The sequence below is a fragment of the Methylobacter sp. genome, from assembly GCF_004322395.1.
In the GTDB taxonomy this organism is placed as follows: Bacteria; Pseudomonadota; Gammaproteobacteria; order Methylococcales; family Methylomonadaceae; genus Methylobacter_A.
In genome coordinates this window covers 53728-74828 of the sequence record NZ_SCTW01000050.1, presented here as the reverse complement: position 1 = coordinate 74828, position 21101 = coordinate 53728, and the positions used below count along the sequence as shown (strand labels likewise).

Annotated in this window: 17 protein-coding genes; 8 read left to right on the top strand and 9 right to left on the bottom strand. The window is 47.8% G+C overall.

The window, feature by feature from the left end:
- On the bottom strand, positions 1–4648 hold a 4648-nt coding region (locus EPO18_RS07525), incomplete at its 3' end, for an amino acid adenylation domain-containing protein (protein WP_292432616.1).
- Between the two features lie 248 nt (positions 4649–4896).
- Positions 4897–5544: an adenylyl-sulfate kinase gene (gene cysC / locus EPO18_RS07520; protein ID WP_292432615.1), complete on the bottom strand. Its 648-nt coding sequence runs from the start codon at positions 5542–5544 to the stop codon at positions 4897–4899.
- 364 nt (positions 5545–5908) lie between these two features.
- On the opposite strand from cysC, the gene EPO18_RS07515 reads away from it, so the two are divergent.
- Positions 5909–6697, top strand: coding sequence for a hypothetical protein (locus EPO18_RS07515; protein WP_292432614.1), 789 nt, complete (start codon positions 5909–5911; stop codon positions 6695–6697).
- A 56-nt stretch (positions 6698–6753) separates the two neighbouring features.
- Here EPO18_RS07515 and EPO18_RS07510 read toward each other — a convergent pair whose 3' ends face one another.
- On the bottom strand, positions 6754–7305 hold the full coding sequence (locus tag EPO18_RS07510; protein WP_292432613.1) for a hemerythrin domain-containing protein: 552 nt from the start codon (positions 7303–7305) through the stop codon (positions 6754–6756).
- 290 nt (positions 7306–7595) lie between these two features.
- On the opposite strand from EPO18_RS07510, the gene EPO18_RS07505 reads away from it, so the two are divergent.
- The gene (locus EPO18_RS07505; RefSeq protein ID WP_292432612.1) at positions 7596–7937 is read left to right on the top strand and encodes a zinc ribbon domain-containing protein YjdM; all 342 of its coding nucleotides are present in this window, start codon (positions 7596–7598) and stop codon (positions 7935–7937) included.
- 67 nt (positions 7938–8004) lie between these two features.
- On the opposite strand, the gene moeA is transcribed toward EPO18_RS07505, so the two are convergent.
- Positions 8005–9246, bottom strand: coding sequence for a molybdopterin molybdotransferase MoeA (moeA, locus tag EPO18_RS07500; RefSeq protein ID WP_292432611.1), 1242 nt, complete (start codon positions 9244–9246; stop codon positions 8005–8007).
- Positions 9239–9766 (bottom strand): molybdopterin-guanine dinucleotide biosynthesis protein B, encoded by a 528-nt coding sequence (mobB, locus tag EPO18_RS07495; RefSeq protein ID WP_292432609.1) that lies wholly within the window; start codon positions 9764–9766, stop codon positions 9239–9241. The genes moeA and mobB overlap by 8 nt, the downstream gene beginning before the upstream one ends.
- A gap of 129 nt (positions 9767–9895) precedes the next feature.
- Between mobB and EPO18_RS07490 the strand changes: the two genes are divergently transcribed.
- Genes EPO18_RS07490 through rpoS form a run of 3 tightly spaced genes read left to right on the top strand, consistent with a single transcriptional unit; the run spans position 9896 to position 12314 of the window.
- Positions 9896–10390, top strand: a complete 495-nt coding sequence (locus tag EPO18_RS07490; RefSeq protein ID WP_292432607.1) for a DnaJ domain-containing protein — start codon at positions 9896–9898, stop codon at positions 10388–10390.
- 6 nt (positions 10391–10396) lie between these two features.
- Positions 10397–11290 (top strand): peptidoglycan DD-metalloendopeptidase family protein, encoded by an 894-nt coding sequence (locus EPO18_RS07485; RefSeq protein ID WP_292432605.1) that lies wholly within the window; start codon positions 10397–10399, stop codon positions 11288–11290.
- Positions 11291–11330: 40 nt separating this feature from the next.
- Positions 11331–12314: an RNA polymerase sigma factor RpoS gene (gene rpoS, locus EPO18_RS07480; protein ID WP_292432602.1), complete on the top strand. Its 984-nt coding sequence runs from the start codon at positions 11331–11333 to the stop codon at positions 12312–12314.
- Between the two features lie 58 nt (positions 12315–12372).
- Here the strand turns inward: rpoS and EPO18_RS07475 are convergent, their stop codons facing one another.
- Complete coding sequence (locus tag EPO18_RS07475; protein WP_292432600.1) at positions 12373–13233, bottom strand: carbon-nitrogen hydrolase family protein; 861 nt, start codon at positions 13231–13233, stop codon at positions 12373–12375.
- Entirely contained in the window at positions 13223–13873 is a 651-nt protein-coding gene (locus EPO18_RS07470; protein WP_292432598.1) for a GNAT family N-acetyltransferase, read from the bottom strand. Before EPO18_RS07470 ends, EPO18_RS07475 begins: the two co-directional genes overlap by 11 nt.
- Before the next feature lie 209 nt (positions 13874–14082).
- On the opposite strand from EPO18_RS07470, the gene EPO18_RS07465 reads away from it, so the two are divergent.
- The 3 genes from EPO18_RS07465 to EPO18_RS07455 all read left to right on the top strand — a co-directional run bounded on the left by EPO18_RS07465 (position 14083) and on the right by EPO18_RS07455 (position 18892).
- Entirely contained in the window at positions 14083–15780 is a 1698-nt protein-coding gene (locus EPO18_RS07465) for a glycoside hydrolase family 17 protein (protein ID WP_292432596.1), read from the top strand.
- A gap of 149 nt (positions 15781–15929) precedes the next feature.
- Positions 15930–16700 (top strand): oxygen-binding di-iron domain-containing protein, encoded by a 771-nt coding sequence (locus tag EPO18_RS07460; RefSeq protein ID WP_292432594.1) that lies wholly within the window; start codon positions 15930–15932, stop codon positions 16698–16700.
- A gap of 2 nt (positions 16701–16702) precedes the next feature.
- Positions 16703–18892: a putative bifunctional diguanylate cyclase/phosphodiesterase gene (locus EPO18_RS07455; protein ID WP_292432592.1), complete on the top strand. Its 2190-nt coding sequence runs from the start codon at positions 16703–16705 to the stop codon at positions 18890–18892.
- 134 nt (positions 18893–19026) lie between these two features.
- On the opposite strand, the gene EPO18_RS07450 is transcribed toward EPO18_RS07455, so the two are convergent.
- Both EPO18_RS07450 and EPO18_RS07445 read right to left on the bottom strand, forming a co-directional pair.
- Positions 19027–20115, bottom strand: a complete 1089-nt coding sequence (locus EPO18_RS07450; RefSeq protein ID WP_292432591.1) for a J domain-containing protein — start codon at positions 20113–20115, stop codon at positions 19027–19029.
- Between the two features lie 88 nt (positions 20116–20203).
- Positions 20204–21037 carry a CvfB family protein gene (locus EPO18_RS07445; protein WP_292432590.1) on the bottom strand — a complete coding sequence of 278 codons (834 nt, stop codon included), beginning with the start codon at positions 21035–21037 and terminating at the stop codon, positions 20204–20206.
- Positions 21038–21101 lie beyond the last annotated feature (64 nt).

The window sequence follows — 21101 nt, the reverse complement described above, 5'->3', positions numbered from 1 at the left end:
GCTGAAACGGATCGGGAATGAATTTTTCCGCGGTCAATTCGGGACGCTGCCAATAGCCGCGCACCACGCCTGCGCCGCCGATATGCAGTTCACCCGGTACGCCGACCGGAACCGGGTTGCCGCTGCGATCCAAGATATGCAGCCGGACGTTGTCGATTGGCCGGCCTATCGATAACGGCCGGTCCAGGTCGTCCGGAGTTGCCGGGTAAACGCTGCTCCATACCGTGGCTTCGGTCGGGCCGTATTCGTTGTATAGCGGCACCTGCGGCAACACCGCATAGTGCCGCTTGACGACTTCGATTGAGCACGCTTCTCCGGCAACGATAGCCGTTTTCAGGGTTTGCAGCGCGCCTCCAGCTTGGCTCAACAACAACGCATAAAAGGATGGCAAGGCCAGCAGATGCGTTACCCGATGCCTTGCGATCAACTCTGCCAAGGCGGCCGGGTCCTTAATCTGGTCATCCTCCGGCAAGCACAGGCAACCGCCCTGCCCCAGTGTCCAGAACAGTCCAGCCACGGAGCTGTCGAACGCGAACGACGACAGCAGCAGATAACAGCCAACCGGTTCTGGGTAATAGGTAACTCTGGCCCAGGTCGAGTGCATCAGGTTGCCGTGCCCGACCACCACGCCTTTAGGCTGCCCGGTCGAGCCGGAGGTGTAAATGACATAAGCTGCGTGGCCTGCATGCAGCGCTATTTCCGGGTTGTCGCTGCTGCAATTGGTATAAATGTTAGCATCATCGATACACATCGTCGCCATATCTCCGCAGTCGAGCTCAGGCAACAACGCGGTACTGGTCAACAGCCACTTGCAACCGGCATCCTCAAGCAAATACGCCTGGCGATCTTTGGGATAAGCCGGATCGACCGGCACGTATACCGCACCGGCTTTGAGTATCGCCAATATCCCAACCACCATTTCCGGGCAGCGCGAAATGCACAAAGCGACGCGCTTTTCCGGTCCCGCGCCTTGCGCCAATAAACAATGCGCCAGACGGTTGGCCTGCGCATTGAGCTCGGCATAGCTAAGACGCCGCTGCTGATAAACCACTGCGACGGCTTGCGGTTGCTGCCGGGCAACGGTTTCGAAAACACCGTGTACCGTGCTGCGGCTCGGATAATCGCTGCCGGTTGAATTCCATTCAGCCAACTGTTTATGCTCAGGTCCGCTTAGCAGCGGCAGTTCCGACAAGCGGCTATCGGGATTGGCGATTATGCCGTGCAGCAGGTGTTGATAATGGCCGATGAACCTTAAAACCGTGCCGCGGGACAGTATGTCGCTACGGTACTGGAACGAGGCCGCCAAACCCAGCGATGTCTCCGCCATCAGCAAGGTCATATCGAATTGCACGGCGACGTCCTCCAGCGCATAGCTTTCGACCGACAAGCCAGCCCAATCCAGCGCGATGCCCGGCATGCCTAAAGCCAGTTCGGCAGCGTCGGATGCACCGCCGCTCTGTAGCCCGAACCAAACACTGTAAAACGCCGACGGCCCCTGCTCGCGCTCGGGCTGTAATTTTTCGACCAGCAGCGAAAACGGATAATGCTGATGAGCCTGCGCGTCCAGCACTGTAGCGTTGACCTCGGCCAGATAATCGCTGAAACGCTGCTTGGCAGCCGGATGGGTTCGCAGCGCCACCGGGTTGACGAAATAACCGACGGTATCGGCAAACTCCTGCTTCGGCCTGCCCAGCGTCGGCGAGCCTACGATGATGTCCTGCTGGCCGCTGTAGCGGTAAAGCAAGGTCTTGAACACGGTCAGCAACAGCGTATACAGGGTTGTGTGCTGCTCGGCAGCCAAGCATTTAAGTTTTTGCAGGGTGTCCGGTGTGAAGTTTAGCGTTTCCGCTCGGCCCCAGCATGAAGGCGAAGAGGACGTTTGCCTCTCGGTGGGCAATGCCAGTTTCGGCAATTCGCCGGACAACTGCCGTTGCCAGTATTGCCAGTCCTGCTCGGCTTGATCGCCAGCCAGATAAGCCGATTGCCAAGCCGCATAATCGGCATAACTCGCTTCCGGCTTAGGCAAATCCTGGACCTGCCCGAGATAATACGCCTTGAATTCTTCCAGCAGAATCGACAGCGAGCGAAAATCGACGACGATGTGATGCGCGCAAAATGCCAGCACATGATCGTCATCGGCGCAGCTGAACAAGGCAGCTCTCAGTAACGGGCCGTGCTCCAAATCGAACGGTTTGCGCACGAAAGCGGCGATAGCTTCATCCCGCTGCCGCTCGTGATCGCAAGTCACCCAGTCCATTTGGGGCTGGAGCTCGACCAGCGGGATAAGCACCGTCCGGGAATGCCGGTCAAGCCGGAAGCCGCTACGTAATTGCGCATGGCGTTCGAACAATGCAGCCAATGCGCCGCTTAATGCGGTTTTATCGGGTTTGCCTTGGATGCGCATCGCAATCGTCATGTTATACAACGAGCTGTCCGCTTCTATCTGGTTGACGGTCCAAAGCGCTTGCTGACCGAACGATAGCGGCTGCTCATCGTTGTCATCAGCCGCCACCGGAGCGATTTGCACTTGACCGGATTTCGCCAAATGCAACGCCTGTTCCGCGCATGTTGCCAAGGAAATATTGCCAAGCAGTTGCACCACCGGAAAATCGATGACCAGCAACTCGTCGATAAAGTATTTCAGATCCACCGCTTTCAGCGAATCCAGGCCGAGACTCGGTAGCGATAGCGTTATATCGACTGATCCGGCCGCCAAGCCGGACAAAGCCGCCGCTTTCCCGGCCAGAATCTGTGCCAGTAAAAGTGCGCCCTCGGCATCGGCAACAGACAGCAAGGCCTGTTGCAATAAAGTCCGCTCGGGGCTAGTCGAAGGATCAGCCGCGTAGTTTTGTTCTGGTCGCACTGGTTCCCCCACGCCTTTTAGCGCATCAACAGCCACAACCTTAAGCTTTTGCTGTTCGAAAGCCTGCCGGCAAGCCGAACGCCTGACTTTACCGCTGCTGGTTTTTAAGATCGCGCCCGGTTTCAACAACATCACGGTATCGGCCTGTATGCCGCATTCCTCGACCAGCCGGGTGCGTATCGCGGCAAACTCGGCCCGGTAGTCGGACTGCCTTAACCGATTGCGTTTCAGTTCGGCCAACACAACCAGTTTTTCACCGTCGTCTCCGCTTACCGCAAAGGCGGCCGCGCAGCCGGGGTTTAACGCATCCGTCGCCGCTTCGACGGCATATTCCAGATCATGGGGATAATAATTGCGGCCGCGGATGATGATCAGATCTTTCAGCCGTCCTGAAACGAACAATTCGTCGCCCTCCATAAAGCCCAAGTCGCCGGTGCGCAGCCAGCGATTTTGATCTTTTGCATCGGCGATGAAAGCCTGCCCGGTAGCTGAGGAATTTTGCCAATAACCTTGGCTGATGCTGGGGCCGCCTAGTTGAATCTCGCCGATTCGGCCGAAGCTGCACAGCTCGCCGGACTCCGGATCGACAATACGAATGCGTTGCGAGGCATCGACATCAATGCCGCCGCAGCCGACCAGATGCCGGATATCGTCGTCACCGTCCATGGCCGGACGCACCTTACCTTGTTCTAAACCGGCCTTGTAAAAAGCCGCCACCGTAGGCTCGCTATCTTTATCGCCGCCGGTAGCCAACAAAGTTGCTTCGGCCAAGCCGTAACAGGGATAAAAAGCTTTACGGCTAAATCCGCATTTTGCGAACGCTACGCTAAAACAACTCAGAGTGTCGGGATTAATAGGTTCAGCGCCGTTGAAAGCCAACCTCCAGCTGTCAAGATCCAACCCGGCTTTTTGATCGTCGGTAATTTTCCTGGCGCACAGTTCGTAAGCAAAATTCGGCCCGCCGCTGGTATGCGCGCGATAATCGCTGATCGCTTGCAGCCAACGGACAGGTTTTTCCAAAAACGCCATCGGCGACATCAAAATGGCGCTGGCCCCGCAATACAAAGGCTGCATGACGTTGCCGATCAAACCCATGTCATGGTAGAGCGGTAGCCAGCCTACTACCGTCGAATAGGCATTGTGGCCGAAGCGCCGCTTGATCAGCTGCTGATTGGCCATCAGATTGCCGTGGCTAATCATCACGCCCTTGGCGTTGCCGGTGGAACCCGAGGTGTATTGCAAAAAAGCCGGATCATCGTCGTGCAATGCCGGTAAACGCCAGGCGCTTGCATCGACAGCGGCAAGACTGTCGGTTATCAGCCAGTTTTTATCTAACAGCCCAGAGCCGCCGACTGCGAATTGGCGCACCGCATTGACGACGCTCTGCGTGCTGAGTATCACAGCCGCTTGGCTATCATCAATGATCGCCCGCAAGCGCGGCATGTGCCGGCTGTTGCTTGGCGGATAAGCCGGCACCGCAACCAGACCTCCGTAAAGACAGGCGAAGAACGCGACGATATAGTCCAATTCCGGCGGATACAGCAAAATAGCGCGTTCGCCCTGCAATCCCGCAGCCTGCAATTGCACAGCCAGTTGTCTGGCCTGCAAATCCAGCTCGCCGTAAGTCAGCGACTTGGTTGGCTGTTCGCCGTTTTCCAGGAATGTATAGGCGGCGCGATGCGTCTGCCGCTCCGCCCGCAACCGCAATAATGCTATCAGGGATGCGGCGTGGTTCAGCGATGCATCATCATCTACGCCGTCAAAACTGTGTGGTTTGTTTAACATATCTGCCCTACTCTCGTTGAATGAGTCGTCTGTTGAATTGCAGTCTTGTAGGCCGGAATAAGCCCATTTGAGTGACAGCGAAAACCGGCGAACCGCCTCAATTCCGATGCTGCATCTGGTAGACGATTGGTTGTACTTTTTTCCCCACAGCTATTATTTTCGACATAATCGATCTGGCCATCGGAAAAATGACGGCTAAAAGTTCCAATCATTTGATGAGCATTTCGCAATCCCGACTTTAGGTCGACTCAGGATGTTGCGCATGGTTTTTTGCTGTTTGCACTGGCGATAATGCCGTGCTGCGTGATTTTATTGATAACCTGTTGCACACAGACATCCAGATCGGTTGCGCCGGTATGCACGGCGAGCTCACTATTTTCCGGCGCTTCGTAAGGCGAGGTGATGCCTGTAAATTCCGCTAATTGTCCGGCCCGAGCTTTTTTATAGAGGCCTTTTACGTCGCGCGATTCGCAAATTTCGATAGGCGTGTCGCAATAAATTTCGATAAAGTCGCCGCGCTCGACTATGCCGCGCACACGTTCACGGTCTGCACAATAAGGGGATATGAAGGCGGTAAGTACAATTACGCCCGCTTCCATAAAAATCTTGGCCATTTCGCCGATGCGACGAATGTTTTCCTGGCGGTCTTTAGCTGAAAATCCCAAGTCGCCGCACAAACCGTGGCGAACATTGTCGCCATCCAGCACGAAGGTGCGACATCCACGCTGGTGCAGCGCTTCTTCGACGGCATGAGCTAGCGTAGACTTGCCCGACCCGGATAATCCGGTGAACCATAATATCGCGCCACGATGGCCGTTTTGCGCTTCACGCCGAGCGCGGGTCACGGTAGCGCGGTGCCAGACGACGTTGGTCGAAACTGATAGTTGTGTATTCATATCAGTAACTGCACAAACATTTGTGCACCGATTAACATCGCCAGCTTTCGCCGCTTCGATACGCTGAGGTTCATTCATAAACTGTTCCTTTATAAATCGTGGAAAACTCAATGCCTGTCTGAAACTTAATTGCTCCAACACAGGGTGGACGATTGATTGTGGTTTTTCCCTCATCACTGTTTCTATGTAATCGATCCAGCTTTGACAGGCATATAGCATTAGAAAAACGACGATGCATTGGCAAAATCGGCTGCCGGAAGCAGGCATCAAATTACCTGATCGATGTGAAGAAAAAGAATATTTCGGATAGCACACACAACGTTATACCATAGCGATTAATGGTTACATGTACCGGAGATTTGCCTTGAAAAAACTTTCAGCATTAATTTTTCTAGTTCTGCTTGGCAACAGCGTGTTTGCCGAAGAAACAGTTCTTGAAGTGATTCCCTTAACCAATCGGCCGGCATTCGAAATAGTGCCATTGCTCGCTCCACTGCTTGGGAATAACGCTCAGTTTATTGATAACGGTTCCAATCTGCTGGTTAAAACCACACCTGACCGGCTGGCTGAAATTAAGGCTATCGTTAACCAACTGGATGTACGTCAGAGCAATCTGATTATTACCGTGATGCAGAGTAGGCAAACTACCGCCGATGAACTTAACGCAGCCGCCAGAGCCCAACTAAATGTGCGGATCGATCATCCATCAAAATCCGGGAGCAGAATATTCGGCCATTTGTATCAAACTCAAGACAAAAATACCGATAAAAACATCCAGACAGTCCGAACGATGGAAGGTGTCCCCGCCCACATTAAAGCAGGCAATATTTATCCAGGACAGTATTCTTCAAACTATGGTTACTCCATAGCGACTGAAACTGTCGAAGCGACAACCGGTTTTGAGGTAATCCCCAGGCTGGCAGGAGAGCAGGTCGTTCTTAGCGTATCGCCTTGGTCGGACAAAATGAACGGACAGGGACAACTTGAGATCCAAAATGCGCAGTCAACACTCAGAGTTAATCTTGGCGAATGGGTCGAAATCGGGGGAATCGGCGAAAGCAATAACGGCAGCACGTACAGCGCGTTTATGAATACGCGCCGAGTCGGCGACAGCCAAATGCATATTTTGGTTAAAGTCGACCGGGTGGATTAGTCAACTTTGTCGGTCGGACGAGTAAAATAAATAACTTGTCCGATCAAGTATTTAAATTAGTCCGCCAGAGTGTCCAGCCCCAGTTCAAGTTCAGTATAGAAAGTTTCGTATTTATTCCACAAAGACGGGCTATTAAGACGCCGGTCTGTTTCGGCGTATTCTTCCAACAGCGCAGTTTTTGCCTCATCCGACAATCCATTCTCCCCCATCGGGTACAGGATGTTATCTTCTTTATAAATATGTTCTTTTAAAAGCCGCGCATACTGAACGGCATTATCCGCCAGATCGTTTAACTCTTTCGCCTGCAATGCCCGCTCCATGTTCCGAACATATTCCCTGCCTTTGTCATGTTCCATCAGCATTTGCGGAACCGGATTGCAATGCGTTAATACGCCGGGCGATCCAAGATACCGGAACAAAATATCCTCTTCTTTGGCATGATGAAAATGATCTGCAAACTCATGAATAAATTCTATAAAGCCAGCCGCCCGCTCCATCAACACGGGTGTGTCGGGATGCTTTAGACTGAACTTTGCATAGCGTTCCATCAAATCGACATATTTTAAGATCAGCTGATGTTCTTTCATCAAATTTTCGGTGGCCAGCATGATTTGATATTCCTAAAAATTAAGTGCGGAAGCTGAGCCCGGCTTTTTAAAAGCCATGGACATTTATAATGCCGCTATTACACAACATAAAGTTCAAAAAGTGAAATCGTGGATTTAAAAGCGCCCTCTTCATGCACAATTGCCCTTTCACCAGTAATTTCAATAGCCCGCACATCCCGAATAGACATAGCCTCTAGTGAAATGGAAAAAAACGCCTAAATCTGGCATCATATTGACTCAATACAACCTGTATTCCACAAGGTTCAAACAACTCTACATTAAGGAAAGCAATGAATAACTTCCCCAAATGCCCCGTATGCGGCTCAGAATTTACTTATGAAGACGATAGTATGTATGTCTGCCCTGAATGCGCACACGAATGGCCAAAAGACGGGACAGCTAAAGATAGCAACGATGTCCGTATTATTAAGGATGCAAACGGCAACGTGTTACAAGACGGTGATACTGTCACCGTAATCAAAGATCTCAAAGTTAAAGGGTCATCATCGGTTGTCAAAGTCGGCACTAAAGTCAAGATCATCCGTCTGGTCGACGGTGATCATGATATTGACTGCAAAATCGACGGTATTGGGGCAATGAAACTTAAATCGGAGTTTGTTAAAAAGGTCTAAAGCATGGTTTGTAGGATAGGTAGAACGTAATGAAACCCATCCTACAAACCTCAAGCTTGTTGTGCGGCTATATAGACAAACTAAACGGCTCAACGGTTACTTTGTCGCCTGCCTGCACGCCTTTACATTCTTCTGGCAAGACGATATAGCAATCGCTTTGACTCATGGAACTAAGAATGTGCGAGCCTTGCTGACCCGCTGAAACGACAAAGAACTCGCCATGTTCATCTTGACTAAGGATGCCGCGCTGATATTCTTGCCGGCCGGGGGATTTTTTTAATGCGCAGGTGCAAGTCGCGGCGAACCTTAACGGTTTGAGAGACGGCGCACCGGAAAGCTGCCTTAGCGCAGGCGCTACGATCTGCTGAAAGGTTACGACAACGGCAACCGGATTGCCGGGCAACCCAAAAAAATAACACTGCCCTATTCTGCCGAAGGCGAGCGGTTTACCGGGTTTTATTGCAATTTTCCAGAAATTGACTTCCCCGCAACTTTGCAGAATTTCTTTGACATAATCGGCCTCGCCGACTGAAGCGCCGCCGGTAGTTATGATCGCATCATAGATTTTGGAAGCTTTAATAAAGCTATCTTCAAGCAACTGTTTATTGTCGGGAATGACACCCAGATCAACCACACTGTAGCTGGGGTCCGCTAACAATCCGCCTAGCATAGTGCGATTGCTGTCGTATATTTTCCCAGACTCCAGCGGCCTGCCTATTGAGATTAATTCGTCGCCGGTGGAAAAATAGGCTATTTTTAATTGTCGTTTAACGGCAACTTGATCAATACCGGCTGAGGCCAATAAGCCCAGGTCGACCGCTGTCAGCTTTTTAGGCTCGGCTATTAAACAGGCTCCTTGCTTTACGTCTTCACCGATTTTCCTGATATTTTGCTGCTTTCGTGTGTCGGCCGGAAAATGTATGGTTTGTCCCTGAGCCTGTACATGTTCCTGCATGATGACTGAATCGGCTTGCTCCGGAACAACCGCGCCGGTAAAAATCCTGACACATTGGCCGGGTTGCAACCGCCCCTGAAATGGCCGTCCGGCCCAGGAAACTCCTGCCAAAGTTAGCGTGAATGTTTGCCCGTCAGCTATGTCCCGACTTGCAAAAGCATAGCCATCCATAGCCGCATTCCGATCATGAGGGATATTGATCGGTGAATAAACCGGTTCTGCCAGTACCCGTCCCAAGGCGTTTTTTAACGCCGTTTTTTCTGTGCTGTTTACAGGGCTTATAGCCGCGTTAATTCTGTCCAGCGCGTCGTCAATAGACAGTAATGGTTTGGATTCGCTGCATGCATCAATCATGGCTTTTCATAATATGGTTTTGGATAAAAGCGGCAATCATTTCAGGCCGGTTCAGTTCCAGTTGTATCAAATAATCCGGGGTTTCTAGCGCTACGTCTGTAGCTATCGCGATGATGTCCGGATCGTTCGGGTAAAGCAAGGGGTGTTCAAGCGAAGACCGATGCAATTCAATTTTAGGAAACTTTTCAGCTCGAAAGCCTTCTACCAATATCAAATCCAGCTCAGATTGATCGAGTTGCTTTAGCTGATCGTCCAACCGGGGCTCTGTTGCTGAATGAAATTCGGTAATAATCGCCCGTCGATATCGCGAAACCAGCATCACAGAGGAAGCACCGGCTTCCCGCAAACGAAAACTGTCTTTTCCCGGCCGGTCAATTTCAAAATCATGATGGCTATGTTTGATCAAACCGATACGCAGGCCGTCTTGCTTTAAGATCCGGATCAATTGGGTCAACAGCGTGGTTTTTCCGGTTCCGCTTGCGGCGGCGAAACCTAAAACTGGAATCTTAGCATTCAGCATATCAACCAAATTATTAGATTGTTATCATAAGATGTCATATTTTAAGGTATTATTAATCTAAACACTATCTGTATACAGGCAACAGTCTTGAGAACGATCTTAAACAGATCATTAATCCAGGAGTAAACCTTGATTCGAATTTACCTGATTCTGTTACTTATCGTCATTGCATTTTTGGGGATACGTGCGTTTTTAAAAACTCCGCCCGCCGTATTGGCTCGCTACGTTAAGCCTTTACTCCTAATTATTATAGGGCTGGTCGTTTTTTATTTGGCTGTAAGCGGACATTTAAACTGGCTTTTTGCCTTAGTGGGAGTAATCCTCGCTTTTATAGTGCGTTTGATGCCGGCATTGTTACGTTATGCTCCCTATTTGCACAGGCTATGGTCGGAATTCAAATCCGCAAAACATAATTCGTCACAACAACAAAACAAAAAAAGCACTCACAGCCATATGTCGGCTGAAGAGGCCTATGAAATTTTAGGTTTGAAAATAGGAGCGTCTGAATCTGAAATTATCGCCGCTCATCGCAAATTGATGCAAAAAATACATCCTGATCGTGGCGGATCGAATTATTTGGCAGCGAAAATAAATCTGGCTAAAAAAATTCTGTTAAAAAAATAATCCTCTATGACATCCATTCGTTCAAAGCTTATTTTTATTGCAATGCTATTGGCTTTATTGAATGGCTGTACGGAACTACCTCCAAACCATGCTCCCCTCATCACAAATTATCCTTCTGCTACCGATATTCCTAAAGACGAGACACAATATCATCAGGTAAAAAAAGACGATACCTTGTATGCCATAAGCTTGGTTTATGACCTGGATTATCGTCAATTAGCGCAATGGAACCAGATTGCTCCGCCTTATACGATCAAAGTCGGTCAAAAAATAAGACTCTCCGATCCGAATTTGGGAAACAACCCCATGGATGCAGCAGACATGCCCCCAAAAACGGTGGCGGCAAAGCAAAAAGCCGCAAAGTCAACAAACAGAATCAATTCACAGAAAAAAAACTCTTTTTCGTCAAATAATAAGCCCAATCTGGCTTACAGGCCAACGTATAAAACCCAGCCAATTAAAGACATTGCTGAAAAACAGGGAAGTAGTCCACAAAAAAAATCAATTATTTCAAATGATAATGAAAACATGTTAAAGTTAAACTTTCAATGGCCGATAAAAGGAAAAGTTTTAAAATCTTTTTCTCAAGCCGATAACAAAGGCATTGATATAGCCGGAGAAATGGGGCAGGACGTGGGTGCGGCTGAAGCCGGAAAAGTTGTTTATAGCGGACAAGGCCTGATTGGCTACGGTAATTTGCTTATTATCAAACACAACGATTTGTATTTAAGCGCTTATGCCAATAATAGCCGACTGCTCGTTGCAGAGGGACATACGGTAGAAAAGGGTGAGATGATTGCAAAAGTTGGACGAACTGGATCAATCAAAACATCGCTGCATTTTGAAATTAGAAAAAACGGTAAACCGGTAAATCCGCTTAATTTTTTACCGGAAAAATAATAAACCATTTCGGCTTAAGTCGAGCAATGTAGAGGTTACCATGAAGGCAGAATTAGTTGAGCTATTGGACGATGATGTTTGTGTATTATTTGACGATGATTTGTCTTTTGACGATGAACTTCAGGCACATTCGTCAGTCGGTGAAGCATTGGATATAGATGAGATAATTACCATTGAGTCGCAGCAAGATAAAAGCATGGATGCGACGCGGGTTTATCTGAATGAGCTGGCTCGTTCGCAATTGCTGACCGCTGATCAAGAAAAACTCTACGGTTCCAGAGCCTTACAAGGTGATGAAACTGCACGCCAAATTATGATCGAAAGTAATTTGCGTCTAGTCGTTAAAATCTCCCGCCGTTACCTGAACAGGGGCTTGCCGTTACTGGACTTGATTGAAGAGGGCAATCTGGGCTTGATGCGAGCAGTTGAAAAATTCGATCCTGAAAGAGGCTTTAGATTTTCAACCTATGCAACTTGGTGGATCAGGCAAACCATCGAACGGGCTATTATGAATCAGACGCGAACCATTCGGTTGCCGATTCATATTGTTAAAGAAATGAATACTTATCTTAAAGCTCAACGCCATTTGGCACAGTTACTCGATCATGAACCCAGTGCTGAAGATATAGCGGGGCATCTGGATATACCTGTCAACAAAGTTGAAAAAATGCTTAAGCTTAACGAACGCGTTACCTCAATCGATATGCCCGGAGGCAAGGATTTTGACAAGCCTCTGGTTGAGTCGATTTCCGACGGCGAGAGCTTGTCGCCGGCCGAAAAAATACAAGAAGACGGCATGAGGCAAAATATTGCTAAATGGGTGTTCCAACTTCCTGAAAAACAGCGCGAAGTTATTTGCCGCCGTTATGGGCTTTGCGGCTATGAAGGCTCAACCCTTGAGCAGGTTGCCCAAGAGCTGGGCGTAACCAGGGAACGAGTTAGGCAGATTCAAATGGATGGTTTAAAAAGAATGAAAGAAATCCTGGAATTTAACGGCTATTCTTTCGAAGCCATTTTTAATTAATGATGAATAAGGCAATAGGTTCAAGGTGAAAGGCGCGATAATTCCTTGAACCTTGAACCTAAAATGTATTTTGCAACGGCCAGTCCCTGTAGTTAAAGACCTGACCTTGCTCCCGAACTGTGCCGCAAGCACTGAGCGATATTTCGGCAACAACCCATTGCACTGCATTGAGTTCACCTATGGCTAGGATACCGTTATCAGGAAAGCCCCTATCCACAGGCGTATAGATAGCCGCTGCACCGACATTGACATCCACAGCTTCCGACCATGGCGCATTGCCTACCAAGGAGGATTGAACCACATAACACTGGTTTTCCAGCGCTCTTGCCTGACAGCCGATTTTAACGCGATGATAACCGGCAAGCGTATCGGTGCAACTGGGCACTAAAATCAGATTCGCCCCGGCTTCAACCTGCTTTCTTGCCAACATAGGAAACTCACTGTCATAGCAGATGTTGACAGCAATTCTTCCATATTCGGTATCAAAATATTTTAGCTCCTCGCCTTTCTGAATCAACCATTGTTCGTTTTCAAAACGAGTCATCATCAGTTTATCCTGATAATCAAACTGGCTATCCGGCATAAACAGGTACGCCCGGTTTCGATAAGCGCCGGAATCGGTTTTTACCGGAAACGTGCCCGGTTGAATAATGCAGCGATATTTTTTCGCCAAGCCCTGAAACAATTCCAGATAATCATCGTGCAATGACTGCATGGCCGCCAGCTGTTTGCTTAATGATGAATAAACCTCTTCGCCGAATAACGAGGCCAGCTCCATGCTGGCATATTCAGGGAAAAGCAAAATTTTCGCATCCTGCTCTACGGCTTCCGCAACCCAGCGTTCAGCCTTGTTTTGATACTGCGGCCAATCTTCCAAAAAACTGATGTCGTATTGAGCCGTTGCTATTTTAAAGTTCATTTTTCAGCCAGAAAGTCATCGGTTTGGGCGTTTCGTTAACATCATCTAGATCTTTCCAGATATACGTTGTATGAAGTTCAGGATGTTTGACATAACCACGCTTAGTCCAGAATCGATCCAACGGCACATAATCGGCCGGCCGTCTGGGATGATCTATCGGTCGTTCCACACAACAAAAACAAATATACTTGAAGCCTCCCAAATCCTTGGCGTGAGCCTCCCTCTCTTCAAAAAACCGGACGCCGATACCAAGACCACGATAATTTTTATCGAGCACCGATTCACTGCAATAAAAAACCTCATCAAGGTTGTAACCCTGTTCAATAAACGGCTTTTTCAACTCATCAGTTTCATATTTCATTGGGATTGCTGTCGATGCCCCAACCACTTTATCGCCATGGATGGTGTGTATGCCGGAATCCTGCCGGGAGCAGGATCGGCTATCGCTATCAAAAGCGATGACAATAACGCTTTCGGGACAATCGATATAAGTCTGTAAATATTTTTTTTCATAATCAATATCCCCGTCATACAAATACGGGAAGTCTCGAAACACTTCGATTCTAAGCCGGGCAAGTTCAGGAATAAATCGTTCCAGAGCCGGACCGCTACATCTTTCAATACGAATATTTTTAGCCATAACGTTACACAAGCAAAAAAGAAACGCATTTTAGCTGAACGCTTAGCGTTTGCGTAGTTTAAGCCATGAAAAACCGCTTTTTCGGTACTCTTCGCAAAAAGGCTACCCGTATTCAAAAAGTGGCAATTATGAGATGATACCGAAAACAATTTACTTGGCGTGTTTCATAACGCCTGTCTTCAAAAATTTTAATGCTAGTTTGTTTATTTATGAAAACTGCTTCATTCGCTATATTGGTTGTTTTGCTTAACGGCTTGTTAGGCTGGTTAACCAACTTACCTCAGGATGTAGGGGCGGACGTCCCATCTGGAAAGCTTAACAGTCTGTCGTTTGCCCCGTTTCGAGAGGGCCAGGGGCCTTTGGATGAAAAATTTCCGACCCCCGAACAAATCGATGCCGACTTACGTTTAATGGGTGAAAAAACCCACTCGATCCGCACTTATGCCAGTGCGGAAGGCATTACGCCTATCATTCCCACCTTAGCTAGAAAACATGGTTTGAAGATGATTCAAGGCGCGTGGCTGGGATCTGTAAAAGAAGACAATAAAGCGGAAATTGCCGAGGTTATCCGTTCCGCCAATGCAAATCCCGATGTAGTCAAGCGGGTTATCGTCGGCAACGAAGTGCTGTTACGTGGCGATCTGGATTCCAAAAAACTGATTGAATACATACGGGAAGTAAAACGATCGGTTAAACAGCCGGTTTCTTATGCCGATGTGTGGTCTATGTACATGAAATACCCAGAGTTAATCAAGGAAGTGGATTTTATCACCATCCACATTCTACCTTACTGGGAAGATGAACCTATCACTGTAGACCAAGCTCCGGCGCATATCGAGCGCATTTTCAAGCAGGTTCAACGCGAGGCCGATGCTATTTCGCCCGGCAAACCGATACTGATCGGCGAATCCGGATGGCCGGGTGAAGGCCGTCAACGTGGCTGGTCTGTACCTAGCGTTGTAAACGAAGCAAAATTCATCCGCGCATTAATTAAAGTCGCCAATAAAAACGGCTTTGATTACAACATTGTCGAAGCCTTTAACCAATCATGGAAAAGCGAGCTTGAAGGCGTAGTCGGAGCGAACTGGGGACTTTATTCAGTCGATCGTAAGGAGGTTTTCCCTTTAACCGGCTTGGTTTACGAAAACCCTGATTGGCTTAACGGCACTATAGCTTCAACAATATTTTTTCTGGGCATTGTCGCCTGTTGTTGGAAGCAGCTGCAATCATTATCCACAATGCGTCTCGCGTTCTTTTTGTTATTCTCGCAACTGCTTAGCTCGCTACTGGCAAATATGGCGGAGAACCTGTGGTATACCAGCTATAGCGACTGGCAGCGTTTTCAAACAATATTAACCGTGGGCTTAAACACCGTCTTAGCCGGTTTGATATTACAACGCGGCTATGGCTTGTTAGCCAACCAAGCTGCCAACCCAAAATTTGGCGCCTGGATTTACACTCTTTATATAATATTTGCCGGATTTGCCGTTTATAAAACCTTCGGTTTAGCATTGAACGGGCGTTATATCAGCTTTCCCACTGTATCGATTTACATACCTGTTGTCGGTGTCTTCGGCTTAATGATCATCAGTTATATTACTGTACGTCCACGCTCTTTACCGATCATTGAGATTAACAGATTGGCAGGACACCAAAATACTAAAGCCGATCAAGATAAGATAATGGGTTACGCCTTGCTGATAATGAGCTTAATTCTTACTATTTGGGAAACTAAAGCATTCATGGTAAGCCGCGACTTTATCCTAGCTTATCCGAATGTTGGCGAGAGAATGGGTATCGCTTTTATCTTTTCCGCAACCAACTATCAACTGCTAATCTGGCTAATGTGTTTAGCCATCCTCACCTTACCGCTTCTAGTGAATGGAAATAAAACCGACAAAGAATAGATGTTGCAGCTATTTGCCGTTTCTTATCATAAATTTTGCACCGCATTACAAAGTTTCCATATATAAAGAGCGGCTATACTTTATGGAATAACCTGAAGTAAACTACGGGATATATAAACAATTTCAACTGGCAGAAAATTAGGGAAAATATGCGTAACATTAAATTATTCGAATCCGTTGATCACCGTTTTATTTTGCTCAACGAGAGTGAGCCAGGCGAGGAAGACGGCGTACGTTCCAACCAGTATCTGATCACCCATCATAATAACGGGGTACTGCTTGATCCGGGCGGTTTTGGGGTTATGCCTCGGGTACTGGCGGAAATGTTGCGTTATCTGGGGCCCGAACAGATTAAAGCCATTTTTCTGTCTCACCAAGATCCTGACATAGTCGGAGGTCTATCAACCTGGTTGGAACTGTGTCGTTCGCCTGTGTATGTTTCGAGCATTTGGATACGCTTTTTGCCTCATTACGGCTTAAAAGATATGGCGCGATTTATCGGAGTACCCAACGAGGGCATGGACTGCGAACCGTCGCCCGGCTTAAAACTAAAAATTGTGCCCGCACATTTTTTGCACTCCGAAGGCCAAATTAACGTATACGACCCGGTTTCTAAAATCTTGTTCACTGGCGACATCGGCGCCGCCCTACTGCCAGTGGATAAAAATGATGCTTTTGTAGACGACTTTGCCGCTCACATCCCCTATATCCATGGATTTCACCAGCGCTACATGTGCTCCAACAAAGCCATACGCTGCTGGTTAGACACCATTGCCGACCTTGATATTGACATGATTGCTCCGCAACACGGACCAATTTACCGGGGCGCTGCAGTATCCGACTTTCTAAATTGGCTTAAAGACCTACAATGCGGCATTGATCTGATGCAACCGGGTGGACGTTTCTCGTTGGAGGGCTAAGCATGAACAACTTGTCGCAGCCTAGTCATCTTGAAGTTCTACGCCTCAGAATTATCAGTCAGATTGCCGAAATTCTAGAAAATCAAACACGCACCCAGCGTTATGCAATAAGTTCGTCCGAACTTAATCATGATGTGCACCAAGAGATTATCAGTAAATTGATGGCAGCCATGGCCGCTATGGCTTCCGATGACTCTGCGTCCATGATTGCCATAATCCCAACGATTTCACATATTATTAATACCTGCACTCGGCTGGATCAAAGTCTCGACTTACTCTTCCGGCACCGTGGCGAACAGTGGGCAGCCAATGAGCGACACGCCCAAAACCTGATGATCGAGTTCAATCAGACTTTGCTTGAGCTGTCTTCTGTTTTGATTGAAAAAGACTTATTAGAGCGACAAAGCCAAGTGTTGGAACGTATCATCCTGTCGCACGAGCATATCTCCCAATGGAAAGAGTTTGTACAGGAAATTCTGGTCGATTTTTACTCCATTTTCCCGTTTAACTTTTTTTACATCGCCTTTGCGGAAGAAAATGGTTTATCGCTTTATTTGTATTATCTGGGCCAATGCTCGGATGAGATCTGCATACAGGCGCGCGGCATATTAAGTAAACAGATGCTCCTAAGTATTGGATTGCCCACCGATGCACCGCTGGATATTGAGGAATTTCATATCCATTGCGGCGCCGAAATCACAACAGCTTTAGACATTCGTATGATTAGCGTGCCTGTACCCGATCATGCGCCTAATTTGGCGGGATTGTTAGGGGTCGCTTACGCCGCAGAAAACAAATTGTCACCGCAGGAAGAAAGTGTCATCCGCGCGATACTCGCGGTCATGGTCATGGTGGTGGGTTCCAGCAAAGTATTATCGCGTACGCTGTTGGAACTTGAATACTATTCAGTGCATGACCCCCTTACCGGACTGCACAACCGCCGTCAGTTCAACGAAATGTTGAACTATGAAGTCAGTCGTTCCGAGCGCCATGAGCATGAGTTTAGCGTACTGATGCTTGACCTGGACGACTTTAAAGACATTAACGATTCCTATGGGCACCCCAGCGGCGATACCGCGCTGTGTGCAATCTCCACTGTTTTGCTTGAACATACGCGCAAAGGCGATTTGTGCGCTCGTGTTGGCGGAGACGAGTTTGCCATTATTCTGACTGAAACAGGCCCCAGCGGTGCCCGTATTGTTGCTGAAAATATAAGTTGTGCGCTACGTGAAATGGCCCTTACATCAGCACAAGGCAACCATTTCCATTTAACCGTTTCCATAGGCGTAAGCAGTTATCCTGTTGATGGACAAACTATAGAAAACCTGTTGGAAGGTGTCGATGCCGCCATGTACAAAGCAAAAGACATGGGCAAAGATAGTGTCTGTTCCTTTGATGCGACAGAAAAACGCATCAGTATTCGCGAGACCCGAGATAATGCGGAAAACCTGCGCGAGGCGTTAAAAGAAAAACGCATTATTCCCTATTATCAATCGATTGTTAACTGTCAGACCGGCGAACTTTATGCCTTTGAAACACTGGCTAGACTTAGGTCTCCAACGGGAGAAACAACTTCGGCGGCGACATTCATCGAAACCATTGATAAATATGGCTTAGCCCGAGAACTAGACCTCGCTATGATCAACAATTCTTTTGCTGCTAAACGCGCTTGTATGGATGCCAACCGTCCGGAAGCGAACGCGAAAATTTTTATCAATTTATCGGTACAGGAAATTCAAGGGCGCGGCATTTTAGGTTATGCCGAGGAACTCTGTCAGGAACTGCAACTTCCTCCTGAAAGCATCGTTTTTGAATTACTTGAACGCGATGCTATTGGCGACATGACGAATATGCGCCGATTCCTGACCAATCTTCGTCGTAAAGGTTTTGCCTTTGCCTTGGACGATTTTGGCACAGGTTATAACTCGTTTCATTATTTGCGTGAGTTACGCTTTGACTACGTCAAAATCGATGGCGCGTTTGTGCGCAACATCCTGAACTCTAAAGTGGATTATGCCTTGGTGCATAACTTGTCCAAATTGTGCCAGGATATCGACATTCTCACCGTTGCCGAATTTGTCGAAAGCCAGGAGATTTGGGAAGCGCTCAAGGATATGGGCATCAATTTCGCCCAAGGCTATCACATCAGTATGCCGCTACCTGAAATGCGCCAAACCTTGAGGCCGATATAAGCGCTACGGGCATTCAGAAATGAAATTGCCATTAAAGAATCGACCATGTTCTGAACGGCACATACTTGATTCTAAAAGCATCGGTTATGCACAGCACAAACGGATGCGATTTCCGGATAATTAAACCCCCAAATTTATCGATCCATCTGCTTTAAAGCAGCGATAGCTTCATCCAAGCCCTGCTTTGCAGCCTTACGGTAGAAATCCACTGCTTTGGTGTTATCCTTTGCCACCCCTAAGCCATTTTCGTACATATCGCCCAAACTGTATTGGGCGCGGGCATCGTCCTGTGCAGCCGCCTTGCTGAACCAGGAAACGGCTAGACTGCTATCTTTCGCTACTCCCTGCCCTTTTGCATACATTTGACCTAGATTATATTGCGAAATGACATCGCCCTGTTCAGCGGCCTTATAACACCAATAAACGGCCGAATTATAATTCTGCACCACGCCTTTACCGGTCGCGTACATATAACCCAACTTAGTTTGCGCCTCTCTATGCCCCTGGTTGGCCGCCTTGGTAAACCAATCGACTGCCTGTTTATTATCCTTGGTTATGCCCTGCCCATTAACGTATATCAAGCCAACATTAAACTGTGCATCCGCATTTCCCTGCTCCGCCAACTGCAAATAAAGCGGCAATGCTTTTTCCGCTTGACCTTGTTTAACAAATTGCTTGGCCTTTTTTACTAGATCGGCAACGTCTTGATTAGCAGGCGCCATTACTGCGGTTGTTTCTATGGGCTTATGAAGAATAATTGCCATAAACACGATGCCGACAATACCTGTGAACCCGAAAATCCAGCTTGATTTTTTTAAGGCTTGGATACTAGAGAGCTGCACTTTAGTGCAGTACGAGCAAATATTTTTCCGGAATTTATTGATTATTGCCGCATAGGTCTCAAAGGGTCTTTTTTTGGTTGTTACCGATGGTGCGACATAATTTTTTGTAATAATTTGCATTATCCGCTGCGCTTCATCAGTCGCGCACGCCCTTTTTTGCCTGTCTATCCATTGATCGTGCTCGGCTCTTTTGCTGCTATCCGATAAGACCGCATAAGCGCTATTGATAACTTTCATTATCCGTAACGCTTCTTCAGGTCCGCCTGCATATTTATCGGGATGATACTTTTGGCAGAGCACTTTATAAGCGGCCTTGATAACGCTTGCAGGCGCATCATGCGATACATTTAAGCTGTCGTAATGGGTTCTGAATTTAGCCATACAGTTTTCAATAATGTAAGATGCACATCGTGTCGCGTACTATTTTCCAATACCACTCCAAACTTAATAACGCTAGGCGATCCGCACCCTATTTATTAACAAGCTTGATTCCGGTTTTATCAATAGCGATCAATTGTTGTTTGTACAGCGCGCCGATGGCCTGCTTAAATACTTTTTTACTAACCCCGAATGCGGCATAAATGGCTTCCGGAGGGCTTTTGTCGCTTAACATTAACACGCCGTTATTGGCTTTCAGCCTGGCTATAATAGTATCGGTGAGCGACACAACTTTGCCGTACCCCGGCTGGTGCAAACTGAGGTCAATCTTATGATCTTCCCGTATTTGCTTAATATAGCCATCCAACTTTTGGCCCTTTCTGACCGGCTGAAACAGCTCGTTTTCATACAACATGCCCCAATGGCTATTGTTGATGATAGCTTTAACGCCTAAATCGGATTTATCGGCAATGATCAGCGACACCTTTTGGCCGACTTCAAAATCGCTCGATTCGTCGCTGAGCAATTTATCGATCTTGGTAGTTGCTGCAATGCGATTCTGGTCGTCGAGAAATACCTTAACCAAGTAAGAGCGCCCTACTTCCATCTCATGGTATTGCTCGCTGAAAGGAACCAGCAAATCTTTAGGCAGCCCCCAGTCCAGGAATGCCCCCACGTAATTAAGCGATACCACTTTCAGCCATGCTATATCGCCTACTTGGGCTAACGGCTTTTTGGCGGTAGCGGCCAGATGGCCTTCCGAGTCGACATAAACAAATACGTCCAAAGTATCGCCAACTTGGCAGTTTGCCGGCAATTTCCTGTCGGCCAACAGCACTTTTCCCGAAGTTCCATCGTCGAGATAGACATTAGCGCCTTGTTGTTTAACGACTTTCAGCTTATTTATTTTGCCGATATTTATCATAATTTATACACATTGTTGTTCACATGCTCCAGCCTGGGAATGCAGCTAGGGACGCTTTGGCATC

Excerpts from the sequence above, each read along its gene's own strand:
- cysC (WP_292432615.1), bottom strand. The coding sequence starts at position 5,544 with ATGAATACACAACTATCAGTTTCGACCAACGTCGTCTGGCACCGCGCT.
- EPO18_RS07510 (WP_292432613.1), bottom strand. The coding sequence starts at position 7,305 with ATGCTGGCCACCGAAAATTTGATGAAAGAACATCAGCTGATCTTAAAA.
- EPO18_RS07505 (WP_292432612.1), top strand. The coding sequence starts at position 7,596 with ATGAATAACTTCCCCAAATGCCCCGTATGCGGCTCAGAATTTACTTAT.
- moeA (WP_292432611.1), bottom strand. The coding sequence starts at position 9,246 with ATGATTGATGCATGCAGCGAATCCAAACCATTACTGTCTATTGACGAC.
- mobB (WP_292432609.1), bottom strand. The coding sequence starts at position 9,766 with ATGCTGAATGCTAAGATTCCAGTTTTAGGTTTCGCCGCCGCAAGCGGA.
- EPO18_RS07485 (WP_292432605.1), top strand. The coding sequence starts at position 10,397 with ATGACATCCATTCGTTCAAAGCTTATTTTTATTGCAATGCTATTGGCT.
- rpoS (WP_292432602.1), top strand. The coding sequence starts at position 11,331 with ATGAAGGCAGAATTAGTTGAGCTATTGGACGATGATGTTTGTGTATTA.
- EPO18_RS07475 (WP_292432600.1), bottom strand. The coding sequence starts at position 13,233 with ATGAACTTTAAAATAGCAACGGCTCAATACGACATCAGTTTTTTGGAA.
- EPO18_RS07470 (WP_292432598.1), bottom strand. The coding sequence starts at position 13,873 with ATGGCTAAAAATATTCGTATTGAAAGATGTAGCGGTCCGGCTCTGGAA.
- EPO18_RS07465 (WP_292432596.1), top strand. The coding sequence starts at position 14,083 with ATGAAAACTGCTTCATTCGCTATATTGGTTGTTTTGCTTAACGGCTTG.
- EPO18_RS07460 (WP_292432594.1), top strand. The coding sequence starts at position 15,930 with ATGCGTAACATTAAATTATTCGAATCCGTTGATCACCGTTTTATTTTG.
- EPO18_RS07455 (WP_292432592.1), top strand. The coding sequence starts at position 16,703 with ATGAACAACTTGTCGCAGCCTAGTCATCTTGAAGTTCTACGCCTCAGA.
- EPO18_RS07450 (WP_292432591.1), bottom strand. The coding sequence starts at position 20,115 with ATGGCTAAATTCAGAACCCATTACGACAGCTTAAATGTATCGCATGAT.
- EPO18_RS07445 (WP_292432590.1), bottom strand. The coding sequence starts at position 21,037 with ATGATAAATATCGGCAAAATAAATAAGCTGAAAGTCGTTAAACAACAA.